Raw genomic sequence first — 26,057 nt, 5'->3', positions numbered from 1 at the left:
ATTAAGCGTTAGCGTTAATGCTAAGCAACATTAATTCACGTAATGCGACCGAAAATTTCGCAAATTCATGAGTACTACTGGTTTTGAATTCCGACATCATACTATACCAGCGCTCTAATAGAGCCTGATTATGTTCCATCCATGTACCTAAAATAATTTCTGCATCATCACATTCAAGTGCACCATTTAGCAAAACTGTTGCCAACGCACGTTGTTGCCAGTCAAGTTCTTCACGATAAGATGCTCTAGCCAATGCTTGCCAATGATTCGACACTGTTTGATGGTTTATCTGTTCCAAGAACCAATGCAATTCTAAACGCGAACCTAATTTGAAATATAAATTGGCCACCAATTTAATACTGCGACCTTCTGCTTTAGCAATTTGTGCCAAATCTAAACATGGGAACAAATTACTTAAGCTTGATACTTTGTAAGCGATATCTTTAGGTACACCTTCCTTGGTCAATCGTGTACAGTTCTCTTCAAGTTCACTGTATTCGTCTTCAACCAAATAGTCTTTTAGATTTTTAAACAAGTCAGCAAACGTCGACTTGTAACTGTCGATGGCATCTTGAATACTCATGGATTTCACGCCGTGGCGTAAATACCAACGAGATGCTCTGCGCAAAGTACGGCGCATACTTTCAAGCATCGACAGCTGAGTATTGGCACTAATTTTATTATCTAACGCTTCCACGTCTTCCCATAAAGATTCCATGCCAAAGATGCCTTTAACAACACAATAGGCATTGGCAATTTCATCTATCGTGGCGCCCGTTTCTTCTTGCATACGAAAAACGAAATTCATTCCCATGTCATTGATCAAGTTATTGGTCAACTTGGTGGCGATAATTTCTCTACGCAATGGATGTTGTTCCATTTGAGCCGCATAACGTTTTTGCAAGACTTCAGGAAAGGCGCCTATCAACAATTTTTGATGATAAGGGTTCTCAGTGATCTCAGGTATGTTGAATCGTTCTTTCAACATCATTTTTCCATAGGCAATCAATACTGAAAGCTCAGGACGGGTCAAACCTTGAGATGCGGCTAAGCGATCGGATATTTCATCATCAGTGGGAATGAATTCAATCTCACGATTTAGATTGCCTTCTTTTTCTAAGTTATGGATAAAGCGAAGTTGCTCTTTTAACTGACTACCGCCGCTTAGTTGAGTAATGGAAATAGACTCAGTTTGACGATAGCAATCTTGGATCACCAATTCGCCCACGTCGTCTGTCATTTCAAACAACAAGTTATTGCGTTGTTTCAGGGTTAGGTCCCCTGCACTAACCAGAGCATTGAGTAAGATCTTGATATTAACTTCGTTATCAGAACAATCTACACCGCCTACGTTATCAATGAAGTCAGTATTAACGCGACCACCGTTACGGGCAAATTCAATTCGCCCAAGTTGGGTCAAACCAAGATTACCGCCTTCCCCTATGATTTTCGCTCTCACCTGAGCGCCGTTAACGCGGGTATCATCATTGGCTCTATCGCCAACTTGTGAGTGACTCTCTTTGCTGCTTTTTACGTATGTACCAATGCCGCCGTTCCACAGCAAGTCGACTTCCATCTGCAATACGTTATGAATAAGCTCGTTAGGGGTCATGGTTTGTTGTTTGGTCCCTAACCATTTTTTCATTTCAGCTGTTAGCTTGATAGATTTAGATGCGCGGCTAAATACATCGCCACCTGTCGAGATCAGCGATTTATCATAATCATCCCATCCCAGGGATGGGTTTTCGAACAAACGCTTACGCTCTGCATAACTGGTTTTAATATCAGGGTCGGGGTCAAAGAAGATGTGTAAATGGTTGAATGCACATATTAATTTAGTGTGCTCTGACAACAACATGCCATTACCAAATACATCACCCGCCATATCACCAACGGCGACACAGGTGAAATCTGTGGTTTGACAATCAATATCCATTTCACGGAAATGACGTTTAACAGACTCCCACCCTCCGCGCGCGGTGATGCCCATTTTCTTATGGTCGTAGCCGATACTGCCACCGGATGCAAACGCATCACCCAACCAAAAATTAAATTCTTCTGAGATCCCGTTGGCAATATCTGAGAATGTCGCGGTCCCTTTATCTGCAGCAACAACCAAATAGGCATCGTCTTCATCTAAGCGCACAACTTCTTTAGGATGAACAATATTACCATCGACGATGTTATCGGTTATATCTAACAAGCTACGGATGAAAATTTTGTAACAGGCTTGGCCTTCTTTTTGAAACGCTTCGCGACCTTGATTTAGCGGCAGATTTTTACATACAAAACCCCCTTTAGCGCCCACAGGAACAATCACGGTATTTTTAACTTGCTGCGCTTTAACTAAACCTAATATTTCAGTACGGAAATCTTCTTGTCTATCAGACCAACGCAACCCACCACGCGCGACTTTTCCGCCACGAAGGTGTACACCTTCTATACGCGGTGAATATACAAATATCTCAAATTTCGGACGAGGGAGCGGCATATCAGGGATGAGCTCAGGCAACATTTTAAATGAGGCGTAAGATTTTTCATTGCCTTGGTCATCACTTTGATAAAAGTTGGTGCGTGTTGTGGCCAAGATCAAATCCAAGTAACGACGAATAATCCGATCATCATCCAGATTCGAAACATTATCTAAGTGCTTTTTCACCTCGTTCAGTAAAGTTTCTTCGCGTTTATTAGAACGACGCACTTTGGGATTATAACGTTGGTTAAACAAAGACACCAAAATTTTGGCAATATCTGGGTAATGGGCCAAGGTGTTAGCGATATAGTCTTTACTAAATGAACTGCCAATTTGACGCATGTATTTGGCATACGCACGCAGAATAGTCACGTTTCTACCAGGCAAGCCAGCCCCTAACACTAAGCGGTTAAACGCGTCATCTTCTAATTCATTCGACCAAACCTTAGCAAAGGCATTTTGGAAAAGTGTTTGAGCACGCTCTAAGTCCATGCGATTACTGGTGCTGTGCAACATGGAAAATTCCATGATCCAGTTTACTTCCCCGTCACTGGATTTTACCCGATAAGGACTTTCATCAATTACTCGCAGGCCAAAGTTTTCCAGCATGGGTAATACAGCGGATAAATGTATTGGTTCATTCTTGTGAAATAGCTTTAACTTGACGACTTCGCTGTCGTTTGTCTCTTCTTGTGGACGATAGAACAACATGTCCAAGGTGTGCTCAGCACTGAGTAACTCGATTTTTTCTAAATCAACTAACGCGGCACTAGGAACATTATGCTCTTTATAACTTGGGGGAAACGCATCGTCGTACTTTTGTTCAAGCACTTTGCCTGCGGCTTCACCGTAGGTAGAACGAATGGTGGCGGTTAACTTATCGTTCCAACTTTTTGTGAGCTCAATGATGTTCTTTTCAATTTCCTTCACATTATATTCCGAATTGTTGTCTTTCACTCTAACGATATATTGCGTTCTGGCATACACAGATTCTGAGAAGTAAGTGGTAAACTCCACTTCTTCTTGGCTGTTAAATGACTTTTGCAGCAAAACTTGGGTGTCTTTTCGCAATTGGGTGTTGTAACGCTCTCTTGGCACATAAACCATACAAGAAATAAAACGCCCGAACACATCTTTACGCACAAACAAACGCGAAATCCCCCTTTCCTGCATTTGGAAAATACCCAAGGCTATTTGTGCTAACTCATCTTCGCTGCCCTGCAATAGCTCATCTCGGGGATAGGTTTCAATAATGTTTAAGAATGCTTTATGACCATGAGAGTCTTTTTCAAAACCGGACTTTTGACAGATGTTATCAATTTTATTTTGTAGTACAGGTACTTGCGTAGCGCTACTGTTATAAAATGAAGCGGAATAAAGGCCAATGAAGCGGTCTTCTCCTACCACATTTCCTTGAGCATCGAAGCGTTTTATACCGATGTAATCCATATACGCTGGGCGATGCACACGGGAGCGACTGTTCGTTTTAGTCAACAGTAACGGGTGATTACTTAACGCTTCTTCTCGAGCTGAAGCTGGAATATTAGATAACACTCGCTCGCGCTCACTGGCTGAGTTTTTCATCAACCCTAAACTCGATTCGTTATCGGCTAACCAACGGTAGTCTCCTTTAACCGCTTTCGCACTGTATGAGCGATATCCCATGATGGTGAAATTATGATCATTTAACCATGTTAGAAATTTTATGGTTTGCTCTTTCTGTTCTTCTGATGCCGGCGACGGGCTAGTCGGAAACGCTTCAATAATCGCATTGAGCTTATCACTCATTGCATTCCAATCTTGCACCGCCAAGAAGACTTCATTCACCACAGACATTAACTCTGTAGCGAGGGCGTCTAGAGCTTTCTTGGTTGTCTGACGGTCTACCTCAATTAAGAAAATTGTTTCCTTTTTTGCATCTTTTACTGTCTTTTTGCCATCAACGAAACCACTAAACTTATGCTCCTCATCACGTTGTAATGTGATTGGGCTGTGCAACAACAAATGAGCGGTAACACCCATTCTGTTAAGCGCCATACGCACTGAGTCTACTAAAAACGGCATGTCCTGAACCAGAATTTCAACGATAGTATGGGTGGACTGCCATCCATGCTTACCAACTTCAGGGTTGAAGACACGAATAATTTGCTTACTGGCATCAAAGTTTAAAAACTTATTCCACAGACTCAATGTTGCACCGTAAAGATCGCTGTCATTGCGATTATCAAGATCTTCTGGGGAAATATTGTTGAACAAAATACGCGAGAAATTTTTTACAAGGTCAACTTGGGATTTATCGACTTTCTTCTCAATGAGTTTGACTACGTTTTCTAACAAAACTGAATGCTGGTGTGTTGCAACCGTCATGAATTTACCTATTCCTTACTTTTATGGAAGTAACAGTGGTATTTAATCGATGCATTAACAAATTGTTACAGTGTTAGTTCTATCGACGACAATTAATGAGACTAGACAATAGACTGAGATATATACAGTTTTTAGCCTTTATAACGCTATTCTCGCTAAAATTTTCGGCCTTGAAAAGCCCTAAATTTACGCCGTATTTACAACTAATATAGTTATTTGAATTTCGAACATAAAAAAAGGCCTTACGGCCTTTTTTATGCAAATTTTTAAATAATTATGCGGAATTATTTTTGTTTGCGCCAAAACACACTGGCTAATGCGGGTAATACAATAATTGCCCCCATCATATTCACGATAAACATGAACGTGAGTAAAATTCCCATATCCATTTGGAATTTAAGTGATGAGAATACCCAAGTACTTACGCCAACGGCCAAGGTTGCACCAGTAAACAATACGGCACTGCCCCGCTCTTTAAGTGCTTCAAAGTACGCTTGACGCACAGCCATACCCGCTTTTAATTTCGCATTCATAGTCGATAAGATATAAATACCATAATCAACACCGATACCCACGCCTAGCGCAATAACCGGCAATGTAGAAACCGTTAAACCAATCTGCAAATACGTCATTAACGCCTGGGCTAAAACCGATACCACATACAAAGGAATAACCACCGCAAGTGTTGCACGTAAAGACTTAAAGCTCAGCAAGCATAATAGAATAACGGCCCCGAACACGTATAACATCATAGGATCTTGAGATGCTTCAACCGCTTCATTTTGAGCGGCCATAACCCCAATTGGCCCAGAGGCTAATTTAAATTGCAATTCAGGTGTCTCAAAATCAACACGATAAGCTTTTACCGCATCAACCACACGATTAATGGTTTCTGCTTTGTGATCTTCCATAAACAGAATAATCGGCATCACAGAACAATCACCATTTAACAAACCAGATGAGGTATCAACCCGCGCGATATCCTGAACTAAAGTTTGTTGATTGCGCGGAATTACACGCCATTTCGCGTTTCCTTCGTTGTAGCCCGCATTAATAATTTTAGCCACCGAGGCTAAGCTAACTGCAGATTGCACACCCTCGATATTGCTCATGCGCCATTGTAGTTCGTCAATTGAATTCATCACGTCATATGAAGTACAAGCATCTTTGGTCGCTTCGACCAGAATCGACATGTAATCAGTGCTGATTTCATATTTGTCAGTAATCAAAAACGTGTCTTGATTGTAACGAGACGATGCATGAAGCGCAGGCGCACCAGCGTGCAAATCACCAATTTTCATTTTTTGGGCTTGCATCCAACCGAAACCAAATAAGACTGCGGTGACAACGAGTATAACAATCGCCACTTTCGGGCTAGAGCATGCTGCTATCCCATCCCAAAACTTATCTGCGCGATTTTCCTTACCTGCAAATTTTTGCTTATATTTTTCGCTAAATTTAACGAAAGACATCAGCACAGGCAGCAACAATAAGTTCGTTAAAATGATTACCGCCACCCCCATACTTGCCGTGATAGCAAGCTCGCGAATGATACCAATATCAATAACCAATAATGTCATAAAGCCAATCGTGTCGGACAGTAGCGCCACGCCACCAGGTATTAACAAGGTGGTAAAGGCCAGCTTAGCAGCGTCAAACGAGGAACTGCCTTTAGTGACCTCTTTGCCGACAGAATTGATCATTTGTACACCATGACTAATCCCAATCGCAAAAACGAGGAAAGGCACTAATATCGACATGGGGTCAAGACCAAAACCCAGTAACGTGAGCAACCCCATCTGCCAAATCACCGCAATGATTGAACACAGCAGTGGTAATACGGTCAACATCAGCGATTTACAGAAGAAATAAACGAGCACTGCGGTAATCGCAATAGCGATGGCAAAAAACACCAATACGTCTTTAGCACCATTGGCCACATCACCAATCATCTTTGCAAAGCCAATAATATGTATAGAGATATCGTCGGTTTCAAACTGACCACGAAGCTGAGTTTCGAGCTCATCCGCTAAGGCCAGAGTGTCAAGCTTCTCACCCGTTTCTGGATCCAAATCCAATAATTTTGCGTTGACCATGGCACACTGATAATCATCAGACACCAAACTGCCGACAATACCTGCTTTTTCAATGTTGGATGACACTTTATCTAAGCCACGTTGCTCAGAAGAATTGAAATCAGCAGGGATAACCGGACCACCTGCAAAACCACCCTCTACAATCTCAGTAAATCGTGTTGAGGATGAAAAGAGTGATTTCACCAAAGAGCGGTCAACACCATTAATGAAAAATAACTGATCGTGTACGTCTTTCAACGTATCAAAAAAGTTTTGATTAAAGATGTCACCGTCTTTGTCACAAACAGAGACCAAAATACTATTCGCACCACCAAAATCATTGACATGCTTCATGTAGTTTTGCATGTACTCATGATTAAGGGGGATATTCTTGGTAAAGCCTGCATCTAGACGGAGTTGTGACGATTGGTATCCGAGAAAAATAGTCGCTACCAAAAAGAGCAACAGAACGGCGATACGGTTTTTGAAAATCAAGGATTCTAAAAATTTTATAATATTACTCATGAACGACTACCGTGCTTGCTGCAAATGTTTAATGCCGTCGACCGACACTGCGATAATTTGATTGTTGAACAACACACCATTGATAAGCGCTTGGCCATCGCTTTGTTGCTTATAGTCAACATCGTCGCCCTGCATAGTCACCACGGCGCCATTATTGCCAAGCAATACCGTACGAGACTCGTCCACAGAAACAATACCGTTCATGGATGCCTTGCTACCTGAGTCAACAGCTTGCCACTTTTGCAATTCACTGTTGTAACTAAATACATTTCCGCGAAGACCTGTGGCAATCAGATCGCCAGACTCGGTTTTGGCGATGTTAAAAAAGGAGCCATGATAGTCAATATCCATTCTTTTCCACGTTTGGCCTTTGTCTGAACTCATCGCTAGCAGGCCTGCTTCCCCAGCTAAATAAACTTCATTGCCAGAAACAGAAACACTGTTTAAGTGAGGTAAAATGGCGGCGAGTTCTTCCTGGTAAAACGCTTCATCTTCAAGGCGTAATTCATTTAGATACTCTTGGTCAGCTTGATTCACAAATTCGGCGTGTAATTCATTACGCCATGATTTACCGCCATCTTCAGTGCGCAAAAACGCGCCATAGGCGCCAATCGCAATGCCCTCATTTTCATTGAAAAAGACAACGTCCAACAATGGGCGTTCTTGTTCTGGAGCGAAATGTTGTATTTCCCAATCGAGGCCATTGTTTTGAGTATGTAAAATGATGAAGTCATGACCGACTGCCCAGCCTTGTTGGCCAACAAAATAAACGCCAGTCAAAGTCGATGTTGACGGTACATCCATCTGTTGCCATGCCTGACCATCAGTTGAACGAATAATGTGTCCGCGTTCACCTACGGCAATAAGTTGGTCACCGCTGTGGGCGATATCAAGTAATAAAGACTGGTCAACGAGAGGGGCTTGAAAACTACTCTGAGCGGCTTGGATAGACGCTAAAGGCGCAAGTAAAACGGCAATCACTGCACTTGCAAGGGATAATTTCATAGTAATTGGGTTCCATAAAAATGAAAACGGTTGGCAATGGCCAACCGTTCTTTCTCGATTAGCGTCTACCGGCTCGGCGCATGGCCTCAGGGGTAAATTCGCGATCTTTTAAATCTACATTAAATTCATACATTTTCTCTTCATTATCTAATCCTAAAGCGAGATAACGACGAGAGTTCAAGTCATGATAAACATCTAATGTCGACCACTGAGTAGGAACTTCATAATAGTTAATACCATGAGATATGCCTACACGATACAACTCGTTACGATTATCGTACATGTCCGCAACTTGGATCTGCCAGCTGTCTTCATCAATAAAGAACACGCGTTTTTGATAAATATGACGAAACTCAGGTTTAAGAGTTGCTTCCACAACCCAGACGCGATGTTTCTCAAAGCGTGTTAAATCTGGATTGATATGACCTGGTTTAAGAATGTCTTCGTACTTCACTTTATCGCTGTGTAGGTGGTAATTATTATAAGCAACGTACAATTCTTGCTTACCTTTTAACTCCCAGTTGTAACGATCTGGGGCACCATTGAACATATCAAAGTCATCGGATGTTCTTAAGCCATCTGACGCCGTACCTGGGGCATCATATGCAACGTTAGGAGCACGACGAACACGGCGTTGACCTGTGTTGTATGTCCATGCTTGACGCGGTTCACGAATTTGGTCCATGGTTTCATGTACCAATAAAGCAGTACCGGCTAAACGCGCAGGAGACGTAACACTTTGCTTAAATTTCGAAATGACGTTTTCTTCGAGCAGTTTCTCACGTGTCGCGTCTTTTGCCGAGTATTTTTGAATCAACTCTTCGTCAAAACCGATCACGTTGTAATCGCCAGATGCAGTCGGCGCAGCCTGACCACCAAAGCGTTTTACCGTTTCACCGCGATAGCGCAAAATATGGTTCCATATTGCTTCTACCCCATTTTGCGGAATAGGAAATGGAATACCAATTGCTGCATTTTTGACGCCGTTGCCACCTTGGATTAATTCGGCCATGACCGCATTTTTAGCTGTTTCATCATACACAAACTGAGGCAATGACGCTGAACGACGGCTTTCATAAACCGGCATCTTATAAGTGTCAGGATATGCCTTAAAGAGTTCTTTTTGACCATCACTTAAAAACGCTGAGTATTCTTGGTAATTTTTAGCGGTAATAGTAAACAACACTTTATCATCAGCATATGGGTCAGGGTGAAAATCACCTTCTTTATAACCCGCTGGAACTTCGGTAATACCACCGGTCCACGCAGGAATACTGCCGTCAGCGTTGCCCGCTACAACAGCACCAACTGGCGACAATTCAGCGCCTAGTTTAGCGGCTTCAGTTTCAGATACCTTGGCTTGAATCAAGCCAGAATTAAATGTTAACGCCATTGCAGACGCTACGAGAGCAAATTTTCTAATCATAATATAGCTCCTAGATAGAATACTTGATGTTAAAAGAGACATAATCACGATCCGACAGCTGGTTGGTGGTGCCTTGACCGCCCCAGAACGTGTTATAAGAAGCCGTTGCTGACCATTTGCTTAAATAATCAAACGTTAATGACGCGCTAGCTGATTTTCTATCTTCGATAAATAAGAATAATGGATCAGGTGTAATACCATTTACATCATGTGCAAAGGTGCCACGTGCTTGCAGATTAATACCAGCGAAAACGTTGTTAAATGACGCATTAGCCAGTAAGCGGTAGCCCCAAGCACTCGACGTTGGGAATGGGTTTGTTTCTGGGCCATCAGACAGACCAATATGCAAACCTTCTCGCGTGTTACCATCCGCGGTTGGCTCAAGCGAAGGCGTACGCACAGAACCAGGACCATTTAGTCGAATAACATTTGGATCCGGGAAGTCTTGAATGCTGACATACCCAACTTCGCCCAACACCACTAAATTATCCGTGCCCAAAGCAGGGCCAAAAATATGCGTTGCTGTGACTTGCATTTGCAATGTGTCAGACTCAATGTAGCCCGTTGCCGTTTCCCCAGGCCCCGTTGTAAATCCTTGATATCCATCTAGCTGAGAAATACCCGCTAAATCAGGACGTAAACCTGCAATTGCTAATTGCTGTGGCATCGCAGCATACAGCAATTCAACGTCATCAAGTTGCAAAGGTTCATCTACACGATAAGCTATTTCCCCCGCAAGAGCTGTTGTACCTACATTGGTGTTAAAACTAAAGCCATACAGTTTCAAGTCTTCAGGATAAACAAACCCTGTTTTCGTGAAAGCTTTAAGGTCTGTTACATTGTCTTTAGTGATTTCAGTTGTGGCCAACATACCAAGATCAGCGGCAATACTTGCAGAAGTAAAATCAGACGTTAACCCAGAGATTAATGGGCGTTGGCTGTGGTAGTTAAGCATATAGAAATTGAACTCAGTTTCGTTCAAGTCTTCTGCATAGTAACCAATTTTTATCCCGTACTGACCTTGGTCGTCTGCATCTTCATGAGCAGAATCACTATAACCACGCACAGCCACTTTAGTTGGATAAGCTAAATAGGCCTGACCTATTTGAGCTGCATCAGCACCACTTCGTAGTAAATCTCCAAGCCCGTTCAAACTTGATAACAAGAAATCCAAATCAATATCAGGGTTACCACTAAAACCTAACTGGATATTCTGCGCTTGACCGCCTTCGCCAGCAAAATCATTGGTTGCGAAGTAACTACCTGCTTGTGGTAATCGGCTACGCTCCCACTGGTACTGGTAGTACATAGACAAGCTTAAATTTTCGGTCAAACCAAACTGAGCGAATACCATCCCCACTGGAATAAAGACTTCTTTCAGCTCAGCACCTGGTGCTTGAGCACGAGAGACATCCACAGGGTTGGTTGAGTTAATACCATGCTGAATGAACGTACTTTCACCCCAGCTCACCACTTGGTCACCCACTCGGAATGTGACCGGCATATCGCCGATATAGAAATCAGAGTAGAAGTAGGCGTCTAACAAACGTACATCTGAACATAGTTCATCATTAGCGGTAGACGAAGCACAAGGGTCTTGTGTTTTACCTGTAATCGGATTCTGCCAATCCCGCGAACTATCTTTCATTTCAAAGTCGTAGAAATACATTCCACGCATGAAAACGCCCATGTTTTTGTATTGGATATCAAGTTCATGCACGCCTTTGAACAGCGTCGAAAATGGGTTTCCTTTTTCGTAGTTCAGGGTGCTTAAGTCACCATTTGTCGAGTAACCACCTGTACCTAATGCCCACACGTCAGCTGAGCTGTAAATAGGATTGGTAGCAGGGTTATAACCTGTCCAATCAAACTGTACACCGTTACTATTACCCACGCGTGAGAAATCGCGCTCTTCAACACGAATGCTGGTACCCAAAGAAAAGTTCGAGTCAAAGGTAACTGACCAATCGCCATCACTCCAACTGGCGGCTTGCGCTGGCATCATTGCTGCGCCCATAAGCCCCATAACACCTAACGCTATAGGCGACTTTTTAAACCCGAAGAATTCACGACTCATCCATACCTCCCTATTAGTTAGCACTAGGTACTAACATGACATTCAATTAAACCACTCAAATTTAACAAAATGATTACACCAAATAGCCTCGATAGCAAGTACTAATCGTACCAGTATTTAGTCGTATATCCTGTTTATTTTCAATGTGTTGCAGTATTCATTGTATAAAAAACAAACCGATTAGACTATTTTTTCTAAGCTACTTATCTTATTAGTGTCAGTGATAATTAAGCGAAATCGGCCGTGAATGCCATTATGTTGTATGAAAGGACGTAAATTTTTAGCCGGTAATTGCACTCTTTTACCATTGTCGGCAAGCACAATTACGTTTTGTGTACTGGTTAAATACAGGGGTTCACAGCGCTCATAACTGAGCGCTAGTCGAAAGTATAGAGTTTGCATTAGTCTGTTGTGTAGTTAAGGCTCTTGCTGACTTTTTCGATTAAATCTTTACTCAGCTCTTTGCAATCTGCGATCCGAGCTAATTGATAACGCATTAACTCTTGTCGTTTAGGATCAAATTTTTGCCATTGAGTTAATGGCGTAATGATGCGCGCAGCAACTTGCGGATTTACGCTATTAAGCTTCAATAGATAATCCGCTAGAAACTTGTAACCGCTGCCGTCGATAGCATGGAAACCCAGCACATTATAAAAAGCAAAACTCCCCAATACCGAACGCACTCTGTTGGGGTTGTCTAAGCTGAACTTTTCGTGGCTGAGCAATAAGGGTAAACGCGCGAGTATATCGCTACGTTCCATATTGGCATGCAACGCAAACCATTTATCAAGCACAAGGGGATCATGACGCCAGCGCTCTTCAAACTTAACCATTAACTGATCAAACTGTTCAAGATTGCCATATTGAGCTGCTTTCAGTGCCCCTAGGCTATCCGTCATGTTGTCCGCCTGAGTAAATTGCGCGTGAAGCAATTCACTTGCATTAGGGGCATCACCCTGTACTAGATAACTCAAACTCACATTACGAAGACGCCGCTTATCGACATCGTCCGCTTTATACTGGTACGCGCCAACAGCCTGTTTATTATACAAGGCAAGCCATTTGTCAGATAACGCGGTCGCAATTAAATGGCGAACGCTGCGCTGGGCATGATATAGAGCTTCCACTTGAATTTCGTCCACTTGCTGGCTCAGAGTTTCAAAGCTCGGGATACTCATCATCGCTGCAGCCAAAGCTGGTTTAGCATCAGCTAATGCAAATACGCCGCCGATGGATTCAAGCATACTGTCGAATAACGCATTATCGGGGCTGTCGGGTGCAGTGGCTAAATTGTGGATGCAACGACTGTACAAGCTTTGACTCGCATCCCAACGGGCAAATTCATCACCCGAATACAAAATTATATTGCTTAGTTGCTGATGGGTGTACGCATAATCCACTTTCACTGGCGCACTAAAATTATGCAACAAAGACGGTGTCGGCTTGGCTTTCAAACCATTAACCGAGACTGAATGCACATCTTGTGTCAATTGAACCATCTTAGCTTTTAGTTCAGGTACGGAGTCATCGCTGATGACACCCCCCTGCTCGTCCAATAACTCGAACCGAAATGGAATGTGCAGCGCTTGCTTGGTTTTTTGATCTGCCGTAGGCGGCGTCGTTTGACTAAAGGTTATCGTATAACGACCTGTTTTATCGTCAAACTCATCGCTCACTATCACCTTAGGGGTGCCAGATTGACTGTACCAAAGCGTAAACTGACTTAAATTAACGCCCGTTGCATCTTGCATGGCCTGAACAAAATCATCGCAAGTGACCGCTTGACCATCAAAACGAGCAAAGTAAAGATCCATGCCTTTTCTGAAGCCATCCGCCCCGAGAAGGGTGTGCATCATGCGGATCACTTCAGCGCCCTTGTCGTACACCGTTACCGTATAGAAGTTGTTCATTTCGATAACTTCTTCTGGACGTATAGGATGGGCCATAGCACTGGCATCTTCTGCAAACTGATGTTCACGAATTATCTGTACATTCTTAATGCGGTTGAACACGGGTGACGACATATCAGCACTGAACTGCTGATCACGAAATACCGTTAAGCCTTCTTTTAGACTTAACTGGAACCAATCTCGACAAGTAACGCGGTTGCCTGTCCAGTTATGAAAATACTCATGCCCGATGACGGCTTCAATATTGAAAAAATCATCATCAGTAGCGGACTCTGCATCAGCCAGCACAAATTTGCTGTTGAACACGTTCAGGCCTTTGTTTTCCATAGCCCCCATGTTGAAGAAGTCCACGGCGACCACCATGTAGATATCCAGATCGTATTCTAAGCCAAACACCTGCTCATCCCACGCCATGGCTTTTTTTAGAGATGCTAATGCGTGGTGACCTTTATTCAGTGCGCCTTTATCGACGTACAACTCTAACGCAACATTACGCCCGCTTTGGGTTATAAAATTGTCGGTCAGCAAGTCGAAATCACCCGCGACCAAGGCAAATAAATAACTGGGTTTATTGAAAGGGTCTTGCCATTTTACCCAATGGCGACCGTCTTCAAGTTGGCCTTGATCAATTTGATTACCGTTTGAAAGCAAATGAGGGTAACGCGCCTTATCGGCATAAATGGTGACATCATATTTTGCCAACACATCTGGGCGGTCTAGAAAATAGGTTATTTTTCGAAAACCTTCAGCCTCACACTGAGTGCAATATGCTCCGGCAGAAAAATACAGCCCTTCCAGGGTTTTATTTTCCTCAGGGTTAATGGCGGTTTCCACACACAAGGTGAATTCATCTTCCGTAGTGGGGATTGTCAGCTGTTCACTATTCACGTCGTAGTCGCTAACTAGGCTGTCGTTAAGGACGACTTTAATCAGAGTGATGCTTTCACCGTCTAACACTAACGGGCGATTGTGCTTGCCATTTCGGCTGAATTGGCAGGTAGTAATTACCCGTGTTTTTTGAATGTCGAGGTGAAAAACCATATCGACGTGGCGAATCAAAAAATCGGGCTGTTGATAATCACTGCGTTTTTTAGCAATAGGAGATGAAACCGTCATAGTATCCTCTTAATATGAGCTAGGAGCCTAATATACCGTTTGATGCTTGAGCACAAAGCTTTTGCCCCACCCTACCAAACGGCATCACTTAGTCTGCTATTAGATTTTTGTCTGGGTAGCTTGATGCACGGGCACTTGTTCGTCGCCAACTTCAACCGCTACTTCAGGAATGGGAATACGCAATATTTTCACCCCAAGATAGGCGTAAACAACTGCCAATACTGGGTTAATCAAATTAAAGAACGTATACATGAAATAATCAAAAGGATGCACAAGCAACACGCCTTGCATATAGGCACCACAGGTATTCCAAGGTATGAGTGGCGAGGTAATTGTGCCGCCATCCTCCAGACTGCGAGATAAATTTAACTGATGTAAACCACGTTTAGCATATTCTTCTTTATACATACGACCTGGCATCACAATAGAAATATACTGATCAGCAGTGATTACATTGGTGCCGATACAGGTCAAAATAGTACGACTAATCATACTGCCAGCAGATTTGGCACCACGTAAAAACAGCGCAACAACCGCTTTTAATAATCCAGTACGCTCGAGCACCGCACCAAAACTCATAGCGCAGATAATTAGCCAAATGGTATTTAGCATGCTTGACATACCACCGCGACTAAGTAGCGCATTTAGATTTTCATCGGCCGTGGTAAATGCAACGCCATCGAATAACGAAGTCCACACCACAGACGCTACACCCAAAACGCCCTGTTGGCTTTCATCTAACATGCTCTGTATTACATCAGGTTGAAATATCACTGCCCACAAACCGCCCAACAGAGCACCAATGGCGACCGCTGGAAAAGCTGGCATTTTTTTAATGGCTAAGGTCAATAGAACGACTAAAGGCACTAGCATCACCCAGCTAATATTAAACTCTTGAGCAAGCAAGGTTTGCATTTGTTCGATGTTGCTCGATGTGTCTGACTCTGCGCCAGAAAATCCAATTATCGTAAACAGAATCAAGGCTATTACAAAACTCGGGACAGTCGTCCACAGCATGTAGCGAATATGCTCGAATAGTTCAGTTCCAGCGACAGCTGGCGCAAGGTTGGTGGTCTCCGACAACGGCGATATCTTATCCCCAAAATAGGCACCCGATATAACCGCACCTGCGGTTACCGCATCAGACATCCCCATTCCTGACGCTACGCCCATCAGAGCAACACCAACGGTTGCAGCTGTTGTCCAAGAACTGCCGATACTCATGGCGACAATGGCACATATCAAGCAAGTTGCGGCATAAAAGAATGAAGGATTTAACAGTTCTAAACCAAAATAAATAAGTGTAGGTACTGTGCCTGACAACATCCACGTCCCAATGAGTGCCCCCACGGCTAATAGGATCAGTATCGCCCCAAGGGACAATGAAATCCCTTTTACGATGCCTTGCTCAATTTCCGTCCAGGTGTAGCCGTTTTTTAAACCGATAACAGCTGCGACACCCATAGAAAAAAGTAAGGCAATCTGATTCGGGCCAAACGATGAGTTATCAGAAAACAAAAATACCGATGTACTCAATAATGTCACTAGAACCACTAATGGAATAAGGGCATCTAATAAACTAGGCTCTTTCTTTTGTTTTATTGTTGTATTTTCCATCATTAGAAATCCAAAATATTAAGTGAACGGATGAACATAAAAAGGATGATAACCGGACACACGAACTTCAGATACCAAGGCCAAATTTTCCAGAAAAAGCTATGCTCAGCTTGTTCATTACCATGCTTTATTTCGGCTAGGATCTGATCTCGCTTCCATACCCAGCCAACAAAAATACTCAGCGCTAATCCAAGCAGTGGCTGGCTATACTCAGTGGTAACAGATATCACCAGCCCAAATAGCGCACCAAAATTGAAAATAATTGTACTGCTCATAATGAAAATAATGGTGCCAAGTAGCCAAACCGCTTTTTTACGGGCGAGTCCTTTACTTTCAACGACATATGCAACGGGCACTTCGAGCATCGAAATAGACGACGTTAATGCAGCTATGACCATTAATGCAAAAAAAGCGAAAGCGACAAAGTAACCTACCACGCCCATTGTATTAAAGAGTGCTGGCAACACGGTGAAAATAAGACTATCTCCGGCGATAAGCTCGCCATTTTCAGCAAATATTTGTACGCCATTATTCAGGGCTACGTACATTGCAGGGATAATCAACATGCCAGCCAAAATCGCAACACCAATATCGACTAACGCGACGGATGCACCAAGCACAGGTAAGTTTTCATTTTTACTCACATAAGAGCCGTAAACTAGCATGGTGCCCACACCCAGAGACATAGAAAAGAATGCTTGCCCCATGGCACTAATAAGCAATTCAGCATTTAAAATGGCACTAAAATCTGGCACTAAATAGGCCTTCCAGCCATCCATCGCCCCGTCCAAGGTGGCTACATAGCCGATTAACAGTAAGATAATCAAAATCAAAGTGGGCATTAATCTTACTGACCAGCGCTCGATACCATCGCTCACACCGCCGACGACAATAGAAGCGGTTAACGCAATAAACAAACCACAAAAAATTAAACTGCGGGCAGTAGATGAGCCAGTAAGCCATTGAGACGCTTCGTCTAGGCCAATAATTTGCGTGAAGGACTCGAAGAAATAACTGATCATCCAACCAGCAACAATGGCATAAAAGGCGAGGATCATAGAAACCGTAACAAAGCCCCATACTCCCGTTGCACGGCCAATATTGCTGTTTGATATTTTGCCTAGAGCGTCCACCATATTGGCGCGCGTTGCACGACCAATAATAAGCTCGGCCATCAAGACCGGATAAGCCAACACAAACGCCAGTAAAATGTATACGAGTACAAACGCTGCACCGCCGTTACTGGCAACTTGAGTCGGAAACCCCCAAATATTACCTAAACCAACAGCTGACCCTGCCGCTGCTAGAACAAAACCTATACGAGACGAAAATTCTCCGCGTGCACTCATCAATCACCTTTATCATTATTGTAGTTTTTATGAGGTTTATTATTTCTATCAGAAGTGGCAAATCAGAACATCTACCTACCAAGCTGATATTGTTATTTTATTTGCCGTTAGTTTATCGGTTTGGTTGGTACCATGCTATTAGAAAAGCAACACAAACAAAAAAGGGGCTAGATATACTAGCCCCTCGATATCGTTTTACACTTATTGTGCGTGAATGGCGTACTTGCCTGTGCCCAGCAAATCATAAGTAATGTTTGCCGCTTCATCTAAGAAAGGGTCAATCTCAGGTTGGTCCTCAGGTAAATCATCTAAACTTTTTACCGGCTCTAAACCTTGACGAACAAGACGCTCATTGGCGCGTTTTAGACGTTTTGCGTCACGCTCTTCACGCTCTTTGATACGCTCTGACTCTACCAAAGAAAGGGTTTTATCATCTTCTTTGCTTTTATACTGAGCGATATCTTCGAAAATATAAGCAAACTCAGGATCCGCTTTCACGCGTTTTTCATGCAATTCACTCAGTTGTTTAGCCGCTTGCGATGTATCGCCAAACGTAGAGTATGTTGCGCGTTTAATGCTGTCCCATGGTAATGCGTTTTCTTCTTGGCTTTCACCCCAATCTTTAGGATCAATCGCCGAGGGAAATAATACGTCGGGCACCACACCTTGATGCTGCGTACTACCGCCATCAATGCGGTAAAACTTTGCAATGGTAAATTGCACACTGCCTAAGGGGTTTTCATATAAATCATAAATACGCCCTAAACCACGATGCTGTTGCACGGTGCCTTTACCGAACGTTTGTTCACCTAAAATCAAAGCGCGGCTGTAGTCTTGCATCGCCGCTGCGAAAATTTCAGAGGCAGACGCACTGTACCTATCAACCAATACGGTGAGCGGACCATCATAATAGGTTTTACCATCAACATCTTGTTCAACACGTATGCGCCCTGCACCGTCACGAATTTGCACCACAGGTCCTTTGTCGATAAACAAACCGGTCAACAACGTAGCCTCAGTTAAGGAGCCTCCGCCATTACCGCGCAAATCAACAATCACGCCTTCGACGTTCTGCTCTTTTAAGCTTTCAAGTTCTTTACGAACATCAACGCTCAGTTTGTTGTAGAAAGAGGGAATGGTGATAACACCGAGTTTTTCGCCTTTATGCGGGCCTGTTTCAGGCACATACACTTCAGACTTAGCGGCTCTGTCTTCTAGCTTAATTTTATCTCTGGTTAAACTCACCACTTCAGGAACCGTGCTTTCTGAATCGCCTTTCTCTATTTGAAGACGAACCACACTTCCCTTTGGCCCTTTGATCAGTTCAACTACTTCATCTAAGCGCCAACCGATAACATCAACAAAGTCTTCGTCATCTTGAGCGACGCCGACAATTTTATCTTCTGGCTTAATTTTTTTCGATAGATCTGCTGGACCACCAGGCACAACACTGCGGATAACGGTGAAATCGTCTTCACTTAGCAATACGGCACCAATGCCTTCAAATGACAAATTCATTTCCATTTGGAAACGCTCTGCATTACGCGGTGACAAATAACTGGTATGCGCTTCGATGCTGCGCGCAAACGAATTCATCAAGGTTTGAAACACATCTTCACTGGTCGTTTGCTTTAAGCGTTTAATAGCCCGCTCATAACGCTTAGTTAACAACTCTTGGATCTTTGGCCATTCTTTATCGGCTAACTTTAAGTTCAAGGCGTCATACTTCACGCGCTCGCGCCACAGCTCATCTAATTCAGCGGTGTTTTTTGGCCAAGCAGCTTCTTCTCTATCGAAAGTGAAGGTGTCACCCTTCTTTTCAAAATCGAATTCTTTATCAAGTAAGGTCAATGCATACTCATATCGTTCAATACGGCGCTGCATATTCAGTTGATAAATTTGATAGGCGATATCTAAGTCGCCCATCTCAATGGCTTCATCAAAATGATCTTGCTCTGCTTTGAATTTTTCAACATCAGCATTCAAAAACACGTTACGGTTGATATCAAGAGAACGCATGTAGCGATCGAATACTTTCTCTGACAGGGCATCATCTAATGTGATCGGCTTGTAGTGCGAACGCAAAAAATTAGATGAAATGCGTTTAACCGACACTGCATGTTGCGATTCCTGCTTAAGAACAGGAATTTCGTCGACACTTTCTGCGTGCGTGACCGCAAGGGCCACCGAGCTAAATGCAAAAAGTGCTGATACAGCGGTAACGCGAATTGAATTGATCATTAAACTACCTCTTAGAACGGGCCAACCTCAAGTTATCTACTTGAACCTTTACCACCATACCTGTATCAAGCTGTACTTGAACACCATCTTTACTGACATCAGTAATTGTAGCAGGCATAGGCGATTTACCTATTTTTACGGTAACGGAAGTTCCCGCGACTAATTGCTCAGCTGATAGCTTCTCTGGGGGTGGTAACTTAGCTTTTGGCTTCACATTATCCTGATTAGTTCCCTTGGGCGAGGATTTAAATGCAGGAACTGTCTTGGATTTGTAACTTTTCTTTGCACCAGGCTTGGCAGCATTCTGCGCTTTGCGCTTTTCTGCTACTTTCGCTTTGCTTTCTTCAAGCTGTGCTTGGGCGTGGTCTGCATGCTCTTTTTCAATAGGAGCAGCCTGCTGACCGTCAAGGTCAACGCGAAAAGCACCTTCTTTCACACTATGCAAATAACGCCAGCTATTTGTATAGTGTCTAAGAGAGGAGCGAAGCAATGTCTTACTTACACGCTCTTCTTCTTCAAGGCGCTGAGCTAAATCTTGGAAAATGCCAATTTTTAGCGGTTTCGCATCCCCTGTCACGCTAAAGCATGCAGGAAACGACTCACTTAAAAAATTGATGACTTCTTTACTGTTTGAAAACTTTTGAGGATTATCCATTAAATATTCTAGTTGTGTGTAGTTAGCGGGGTTCTTGATGCTCATCATCCCAAGTTGACAATAGTTGGTCAACCCAATCAAATAAATCATCATCGTCTATGTCAAGTAAATGACTGTCGTTACGCCAGTTTTCCCAAATATATTGGATCATATTTTCTAAACTGACGGTCTCTATATCTTCATCTGCATTGTCGTACAGCATGTGCAACAACGAATTGAAACGGTCCATCGCTTCTTCGGCATTATCCTCCCAAAACTCCATATCGTCTAGGGTGGCGAGTGCCACATGAATATCGATAGAATTTTTCATGCAATTGCATCCTGCAATATGTTGACCAAGTTTTGTAAACCGGTCATGTCATCTTGGTCGAATCGCCCCGTGTGAGGGCTATCAAGATCCATCACGCCAAGCAATTGTCCCTTTTGATATACAGGCAGCACCGCTTCTGCGTTAGAGTCAGCGTCACATGCTATATGCCCGTCAAAAGCATGCACATCATGAATGCACTGAGATAACCCCGTTTCAGCAGCTTTACCGCACACACCGCGTCCCATTGGTATGCGGATGCAGGCAGGCTTACCTTGAAACGGACCTAACACCAATTCATTGTCTTTGAGTAAATAAAAACCGGCCCAATTAAGCTCAGGTAAACGCATATACATCAGCGCGCTCAAATTAGCCAAATTCGCAATTAAATCTTTTTCACCAGCCATCAAAGCCTGCGCTTGCTGAGCGACCTCTTGGTAAAGGTCTGTTTTGCTTAATGTCACGTGTTATGCACCAATAAATAATGAAAATAATACCTAAGGGCTCGATATGGCGCTCAAGTTAACTGGATCAAGTTCAAATATAAAGAAAATTAGGGATATTTTTAGGATTAACGGTATATTTATCAAAATTGTTCAATTAACTGCCTATTGTAAAGGGGTAACTCAAGGCAAAAGACCCAAAACTGTTACTATATCGCTACCTTTTGCGCTCCTAAAAATTAACTCGTACACAACAGAAAAGGCGCCGCAGCGCCTTCTAGTCAGAATACATCTTTATTTTATTCAGCTTTGTAGCTGTCGTGACATCCTTTACAACTCTTTAACACACTGCCGATAGCCGCTTTATATGCACTCTCATCGCCCTTCATGGCAGCCGTTTTTAGGCCTTGAGAAGCGTCAGTTAATGCGTCTACCTTAGTAGCAAAATCTGCGCGGTCTTGCCAAATTTTCGGTAACGCTTCTGTTTCAATATCAAAACTAGACGTATCTAAGGCAAAATAGTCGTCCATCATCAAAGACAATTGCTCTAAGCGGGTGGCGTTCGTCTCTATAGTTTGCGTATCCATAGGGATAGCGCCCTTCGCCATAGCGCCTAAAGCACCTACATTACTGCGCACGAGCTGCAACAATGCTTGGCGAAATTGGGCCGCACTTTTGGCTTGTTTTTCAGAGCTGGCTTCTTGCGCTGACGCTCCAGCGGTTAGTAACATGGTACTGGCTATTGCACTTACTAATAATTTTTTCATAGTCCCTCGCCTGTTTGGTGTTTTGGTTTATTCATTCCCTATAGATATATTGATTATCTATAAAACTAAAGCTACGTCTTTCAATTCAGTAGAAGCAATAAACCTGCCTGATACAACAATATGTGAATAACTGTTTTTACTCTGCATCATTTTCGTATCCTAGGTCATTGAAATACTGAAAATTAATGCAAAGTGCCAACTCACTTAGGCTACCAAAAACCAAAGCTGAATACATGCAAATTTACAGTCATTAGTGTTTATCGCGTTCACACATTGGGCAAGCAGGTATAAAAAAGCCGCTTTACAGCGGCTTTCAACAATGACTAGCGGTTTAAACTGCAGTATGGCTACTGTGGCTAGTTAGTTAAGTCATCAAAGAATTTTTTAACACCGTCAAAGAAGCCACTCTCTTTCGGGCGGTTCTTAGCGGTTTCTTTACCTTTACCCATAGATTCTTCGAGCTCTTCAAGCAATTCTTTCTGACGGCTATTTAAGTTTACCGGGGTTTCGATAACCACTTTACAGATCAAATCACCGACGCTGCCACTGCGTACAGATTTCACACCCTTGTTACGCAAACGGAACATTTTACCGGTTTGTGTTTCTGGCGTGACCTTCAATTTAACTTTGCCTTCAAGGGTTGGGACTTCAATTTCCCCACCGATAGCAGCGCGAGTGAAACTAAGCGGTACTTCACAGTACAGGTTGTTACCGTCACGCTCGAAGATCTTATGCTGCTTAACATGGACTTGAACGTATAAGTCGCCTGCTGGAGCACCGTTTTCACCCGCTTCACCTTCATTAGAAAGACGTATACGGTCGCCGGTATCTACCCCTGCTGGCACTTTTACAGACAAGGTTTTGGTTTTCTCAACTCGTCCTTGGCCGTGACATACATCACACGGATCAGTGATGATTTTACCTTTACCACCACAGGTTGGGCACGCTTGCTGTACAGCAAAAAAGCCTTGGCGCATTTGCACTTGGCCTTGTCCATGACACGTGGTACACGTCTTCGCACTTGAACCTTTTTTGGCACCAGAACCATCACAAGTATCGCATTCAGCCAAAGTAGGTACGCGAATTTCAACACTTTTCCCGCGAACAGCTTCTTCTAGGCTCAGCTCAAGGTTGTATCGTAAATCGGAACCACGAGCAGCGCGCGACTGACGACCGCCACCGCGACCACCACCGAATATATCGCCAAATACATCGCCGAAAATGTCGCCAAAATCACCTGCACCATGACCGCCACCATGTCCACGATTCGGATCAACGCCCGCATGACCATATTGGTCGTACGCCGCACGTTTCTGCGAGTCGGTGAGAATTTCATAAGCCTCTTGCACTTCTTTGAATTTCTCTTCCATGGCTTTGTCACCCTGAGTTCTATCCGGGTGGTATTTCATCGCAAGGCGCTTGTAAGCCTTTTTTATATCGCGCTCGGAAGCCGACTTCTCGACACCCAGCACTTCATAATAATCTCGCTTCGACATATAGCTTGTTTATCCTGATATTTGTAGCCCACAACGCTGACTACCTATTCTTCTATTGCAATTTCATACCTTGTCGCGAGTTTGGTGATAGCCAAAACACATGAGGTTATGAAACAAACGCGGGCGCTATGAATTAACTCCATGCGCCCGAGCTTGCCCTAACGTCGTTAAGACGCTCGGACTGATGTAGTCAACAAAATTACTTTTTGTCGTCTTTTACTTCTTCGAACTCGGCATCAACAACGTCGTCGTCTTGCTTAGCAGAAGCGTCTTCAGGTTGGCCTTCAGCACCGGCAGCTGCCTGCTGTGCTTGCGCCACTTCCATCAACTTCGCAGAAGCTTGAATCAACTCTTGAGTTTTAGACTCAATAGCTTCTTTCTCACCTGCTTTTACTGCTTCTTCAAGAGCAACAACTGCAGCTTCGATTTCTGCTTTATCTTCATCAGACAAAGCATCACCAGCTTCTTCCACTTGCTTACGCGTACCGTGAATTAGGCCGTCAGCTTGATTACGTGCTTGAACCATTTCTTCGAACTGCTTGTCCGCTTCTTTGTTCGCTTCCGCGTCCTGTACCATTTTTTCGACTTCGTCATCACTCAAGCCAGAAGAAGCCTTGATAGTGATTTTCTGCTCTTTGTTGGTGTCTTTATCTTTGGCAGATACGTGCAAGATACCATCAGCATCGATGTCGAAGGTAACTTCAATTTGTGGCGCGCCGCGCTGTGCTGGGCGAATGCCTTCAAGGTTGAATTGACCAAGAGATTTGTTGCCAGCAGCTTGCTTACGCTCACCTTGAAGTACATGTACTGTAACCGCTGACTGGTTGTCTTCAGCTGTAGAGAAGGTTTGAGACTTCTTAGTCGGTACAGTTGTGTTCTTCTCGATCAAGGCTGTCATTACACCGCCCATTGTTTCGATACCCAGTGATAAAGGTGTTACGTCAAGTAACAATACGTCTTTAACATCACCAGACAATACGCCGCCTTGAATGGCTGCACCTACCGCAACTGCTTCGTCAGGGTTAACGTCTTTTCTTGGTTCTTTACCAAAGAATTCAGTTACGTATTTCTGTACTAAAGGCATACGCGTTTGACCACCGACCAAAATGATATCGTTGATATCACCTACTGATAAGTCAGCATCCGCAAGCGCTTGTTTTAGTGGCTCAAGGGTTGCTTTAACCATTTTTTCAACAAGTGACTCAAGTTTTGCACGAGTAAGCTTGATGGTTAAATGCTTAGGACCAGACGCATCAGCAGTAATGTACGGCAAGTTCACTTCAGTTTGTTGTGCAGAAGACAATTCAATCTTCGCTTTCTCGCCGGCTTCTTTAAGACGTTGCATCGCTAATGGATCTTTACGTAAATCCATACCTGAATCTTTCTTGAACTCTTCTACCAAGTAGTTGATAACTTGGTTATCGAAATCTTCACCACCTAAGTGTGTATCACCATTGGTGGCAAGTACTTCAAAAGTATGCTCGCCGTCAGCTTCATCGATTTCAATGATAGAGATATCGAATGTACCACCACCTAAATCGTATACCGCAACAACGCTGTCGCCTTTTTTCTTGTCCATGCCGTATGCAAGTGCAGCGGCTGTTGGCTCGTTAATAATACGTTTTACTTCAAGACCAGCGATACGGCCTGCATCTTTAGTTGCCTGACGCTGTGAATCGTTGAAGTATGCAGGAACGGTGATAACCGCTGCTGTTACTTCTTCACCTAGGTAATCTTCAGCTGTCTTTTTCATTTTTTTCAAAACTTCAGCAGAGATTTGCGGTGGTGCTAATTTCTCGTCTTTTGCTTGAACCCAAGCATCACCATTATCTGCTTTGATGATATCGAAAGGCATGATGTCAATATCACGCTGTACTTCTTTATCTTCAAAACGGCGACCGATAAGACGCTTAATCGCGAATAAGGTATTTTTAGGGTTGGTGATAGCCTGACGTTTTGCAGGTTGACCCACCAATGTTTCACCGTCTTGGCTGTAAGCGATGATTGAGGGAGTTGTGCGATCGCCTTCAGCGTTTTCGATTACTTTTGCTTTTTCACCATCAAGTACAGCAACACAAGAGTTAGTTGTACCTAAGTCGATTCCAATGATTCTACCCATTAGTTTTTCTCCAAATTTGTTTAATAATGCCTGTACACTTTGTGGGGTTATTTCGTCAGTTTTCAATTAGCTAATTGAAAAAATTCCCC

General features: G+C 43.3%; 16 protein-coding genes. All 16 read right to left on the bottom strand.

The window, feature by feature from the left end:
- Window position 1: 1 nt before the first annotated feature.
- A complete protein-coding gene (locus tag AC0L6N_RS08105; RefSeq protein WP_473480382.1) occupies window positions 2-4,840 on the bottom strand; it encodes an NAD-glutamate dehydrogenase in 4,839 nt (1,612 codons plus the stop codon).
- A 284-nt stretch (window positions 4,841-5,124) separates the two neighbouring features.
- Entirely contained in the window at window positions 5,125-7,440 is a 2,316-nt protein-coding gene (locus tag AC0L6N_RS08100; RefSeq protein ID WP_473480380.1) for an efflux RND transporter permease subunit, read from the bottom strand.
- 6 nt (window positions 7,441-7,446) lie between these two features.
- Complete coding sequence (locus AC0L6N_RS08095; RefSeq protein WP_473480378.1) at window positions 7,447-8,445, bottom strand: YCF48-related protein; 999 nt, start codon at window positions 8,443-8,445, stop codon at window positions 7,447-7,449.
- Between the two features lie 58 nt (window positions 8,446-8,503).
- A complete protein-coding gene (locus AC0L6N_RS08090; RefSeq protein WP_011574810.1) occupies window positions 8,504-9,871 on the bottom strand; it encodes a DUF1329 domain-containing protein in 1,368 nt (455 codons plus the stop codon).
- A gap of 10 nt (window positions 9,872-9,881) precedes the next feature.
- Entirely contained in the window at window positions 9,882-11,948 is a 2,067-nt protein-coding gene (locus AC0L6N_RS08085) for a DUF1302 domain-containing protein (protein WP_473480376.1), read from the bottom strand.
- Window positions 11,949-12,128: 180 nt separating this feature from the next.
- Window positions 12,129-12,350 (bottom strand): DUF2835 family protein, encoded by a 222-nt coding sequence (locus AC0L6N_RS08080; protein WP_006993987.1) that lies wholly within the window; start codon window positions 12,348-12,350, stop codon window positions 12,129-12,131.
- Window positions 12,350-14,974 carry an aminopeptidase N gene (gene pepN / locus AC0L6N_RS08075; RefSeq protein WP_473480374.1) on the bottom strand — a complete coding sequence of 875 codons (2,625 nt, stop codon included), beginning with the start codon at window positions 14,972-14,974 and terminating at the stop codon, window positions 12,350-12,352. The genes AC0L6N_RS08080 and pepN overlap by 1 nt, the downstream gene beginning before the upstream one ends.
- A 99-nt stretch (window positions 14,975-15,073) precedes the next feature.
- Window positions 15,074-16,591, bottom strand: coding sequence for a Na+/H+ antiporter NhaC (nhaC, locus tag AC0L6N_RS08070; protein ID WP_473481283.1), 1,518 nt, complete (start codon window positions 16,589-16,591; stop codon window positions 15,074-15,076).
- 2 nt (window positions 16,592-16,593) lie between these two features.
- A complete protein-coding gene (locus AC0L6N_RS08065) occupies window positions 16,594-17,940 on the bottom strand; it encodes a sodium-dependent transporter (RefSeq protein ID WP_473480373.1) in 1,347 nt (448 codons plus the stop codon).
- A gap of 201 nt (window positions 17,941-18,141) precedes the next feature.
- Complete coding sequence (gene prc / locus AC0L6N_RS08060; RefSeq protein WP_011574805.1) at window positions 18,142-20,181, bottom strand: carboxy terminal-processing peptidase; 2,040 nt, start codon at window positions 20,179-20,181, stop codon at window positions 18,142-18,144.
- Window positions 20,182-20,185: 4 nt separating this feature from the next.
- Window positions 20,186-20,836 carry an RNA chaperone ProQ gene (gene proQ, locus AC0L6N_RS08055; RefSeq protein WP_011574804.1) on the bottom strand — a complete coding sequence of 217 codons (651 nt, stop codon included), beginning with the start codon at window positions 20,834-20,836 and terminating at the stop codon, window positions 20,186-20,188.
- Between the two features lie 22 nt (window positions 20,837-20,858).
- On the bottom strand, window positions 20,859-21,146 hold the full coding sequence (locus tag AC0L6N_RS08050; protein ID WP_006993993.1) for a hypothetical protein: 288 nt from the start codon (window positions 21,144-21,146) through the stop codon (window positions 20,859-20,861).
- Window positions 21,143-21,607: a GAF domain-containing protein gene (locus tag AC0L6N_RS08045; RefSeq protein ID WP_011574803.1), complete on the bottom strand. Its 465-nt coding sequence runs from the start codon at window positions 21,605-21,607 to the stop codon at window positions 21,143-21,145. Before AC0L6N_RS08045 ends, AC0L6N_RS08050 begins: the two co-directional genes overlap by 4 nt.
- Before the next feature lie 278 nt (window positions 21,608-21,885).
- Window positions 21,886-22,353: a c-type cytochrome gene (locus AC0L6N_RS08040; RefSeq protein WP_473480371.1), complete on the bottom strand. Its 468-nt coding sequence runs from the start codon at window positions 22,351-22,353 to the stop codon at window positions 21,886-21,888.
- A 356-nt stretch (window positions 22,354-22,709) separates the two neighbouring features.
- The gene (gene dnaJ / locus AC0L6N_RS08035; RefSeq protein WP_473480369.1) at window positions 22,710-23,849 is read right to left on the bottom strand and encodes a molecular chaperone DnaJ; all 1,140 of its coding nucleotides are present in this window, start codon (window positions 23,847-23,849) and stop codon (window positions 22,710-22,712) included.
- Window positions 23,850-24,048: 199 nt separating this feature from the next.
- Complete coding sequence (dnaK, locus tag AC0L6N_RS08030; RefSeq protein ID WP_011574800.1) at window positions 24,049-25,968, bottom strand: molecular chaperone DnaK; 1,920 nt, start codon at window positions 25,966-25,968, stop codon at window positions 24,049-24,051.
- Between the last annotated feature and the right edge of the window lie 89 nt (window positions 25,969-26,057).

The organism is Paraglaciecola sp. G1-13, assembly GCF_055809255.1.
Note: the sequence above shows the minus strand (reverse complement) of the source record. Positions and strands in the feature narration are given on the sequence as shown.

Bases quoted from the DNA above. Each gene is read 5' to 3' on its own strand.
- AC0L6N_RS08105 (WP_473480382.1), bottom strand. From the start codon at position 4,840: ATGACGGTTGCAACACACCAGCATTCAGTTTTGTTAGAAAACGTAGTC.
- AC0L6N_RS08100 (WP_473480380.1), bottom strand. From the start codon at position 7,440: ATGAGTAATATTATAAAATTTTTAGAATCCTTGATTTTCAAAAACCGT.
- AC0L6N_RS08095 (WP_473480378.1), bottom strand. From the start codon at position 8,445: ATGAAATTATCCCTTGCAAGTGCAGTGATTGCCGTTTTACTTGCGCCT.
- AC0L6N_RS08090 (WP_011574810.1), bottom strand. From the start codon at position 9,871: ATGATTAGAAAATTTGCTCTCGTAGCGTCTGCAATGGCGTTAACATTT.
- AC0L6N_RS08085 (WP_473480376.1), bottom strand. From the start codon at position 11,948: ATGAGTCGTGAATTCTTCGGGTTTAAAAAGTCGCCTATAGCGTTAGGT.
- AC0L6N_RS08080 (WP_006993987.1), bottom strand. From the start codon at position 12,350: ATGCAAACTCTATACTTTCGACTAGCGCTCAGTTATGAGCGCTGTGAA.
- pepN (WP_473480374.1), bottom strand. From the start codon at position 14,974: ATGACGGTTTCATCTCCTATTGCTAAAAAACGCAGTGATTATCAACAG.
- nhaC (WP_473481283.1), bottom strand. From the start codon at position 16,591: ATGGAAAATACAACAATAAAACAAAAGAAAGAGCCTAGTTTATTAGAT.
- AC0L6N_RS08065 (WP_473480373.1), bottom strand. From the start codon at position 17,940: ATGAGTGCACGCGGAGAATTTTCGTCTCGTATAGGTTTTGTTCTAGCA.
- prc (WP_011574805.1), bottom strand. From the start codon at position 20,181: ATGATCAATTCAATTCGCGTTACCGCTGTATCAGCACTTTTTGCATTT.
- proQ (WP_011574804.1), bottom strand. From the start codon at position 20,836: ATGGATAATCCTCAAAAGTTTTCAAACAGTAAAGAAGTCATCAATTTT.
- AC0L6N_RS08050 (WP_006993993.1), bottom strand. From the start codon at position 21,146: ATGAAAAATTCTATCGATATTCATGTGGCACTCGCCACCCTAGACGAT.
- AC0L6N_RS08040 (WP_473480371.1), bottom strand. From the start codon at position 22,353: ATGAAAAAATTATTAGTAAGTGCAATAGCCAGTACCATGTTACTAACC.
- dnaJ (WP_473480369.1), bottom strand. From the start codon at position 23,849: ATGTCGAAGCGAGATTATTATGAAGTGCTGGGTGTCGAGAAGTCGGCT.
- dnaK (WP_011574800.1), bottom strand. From the start codon at position 25,968: ATGGGTAGAATCATTGGAATCGACTTAGGTACAACTAACTCTTGTGTT.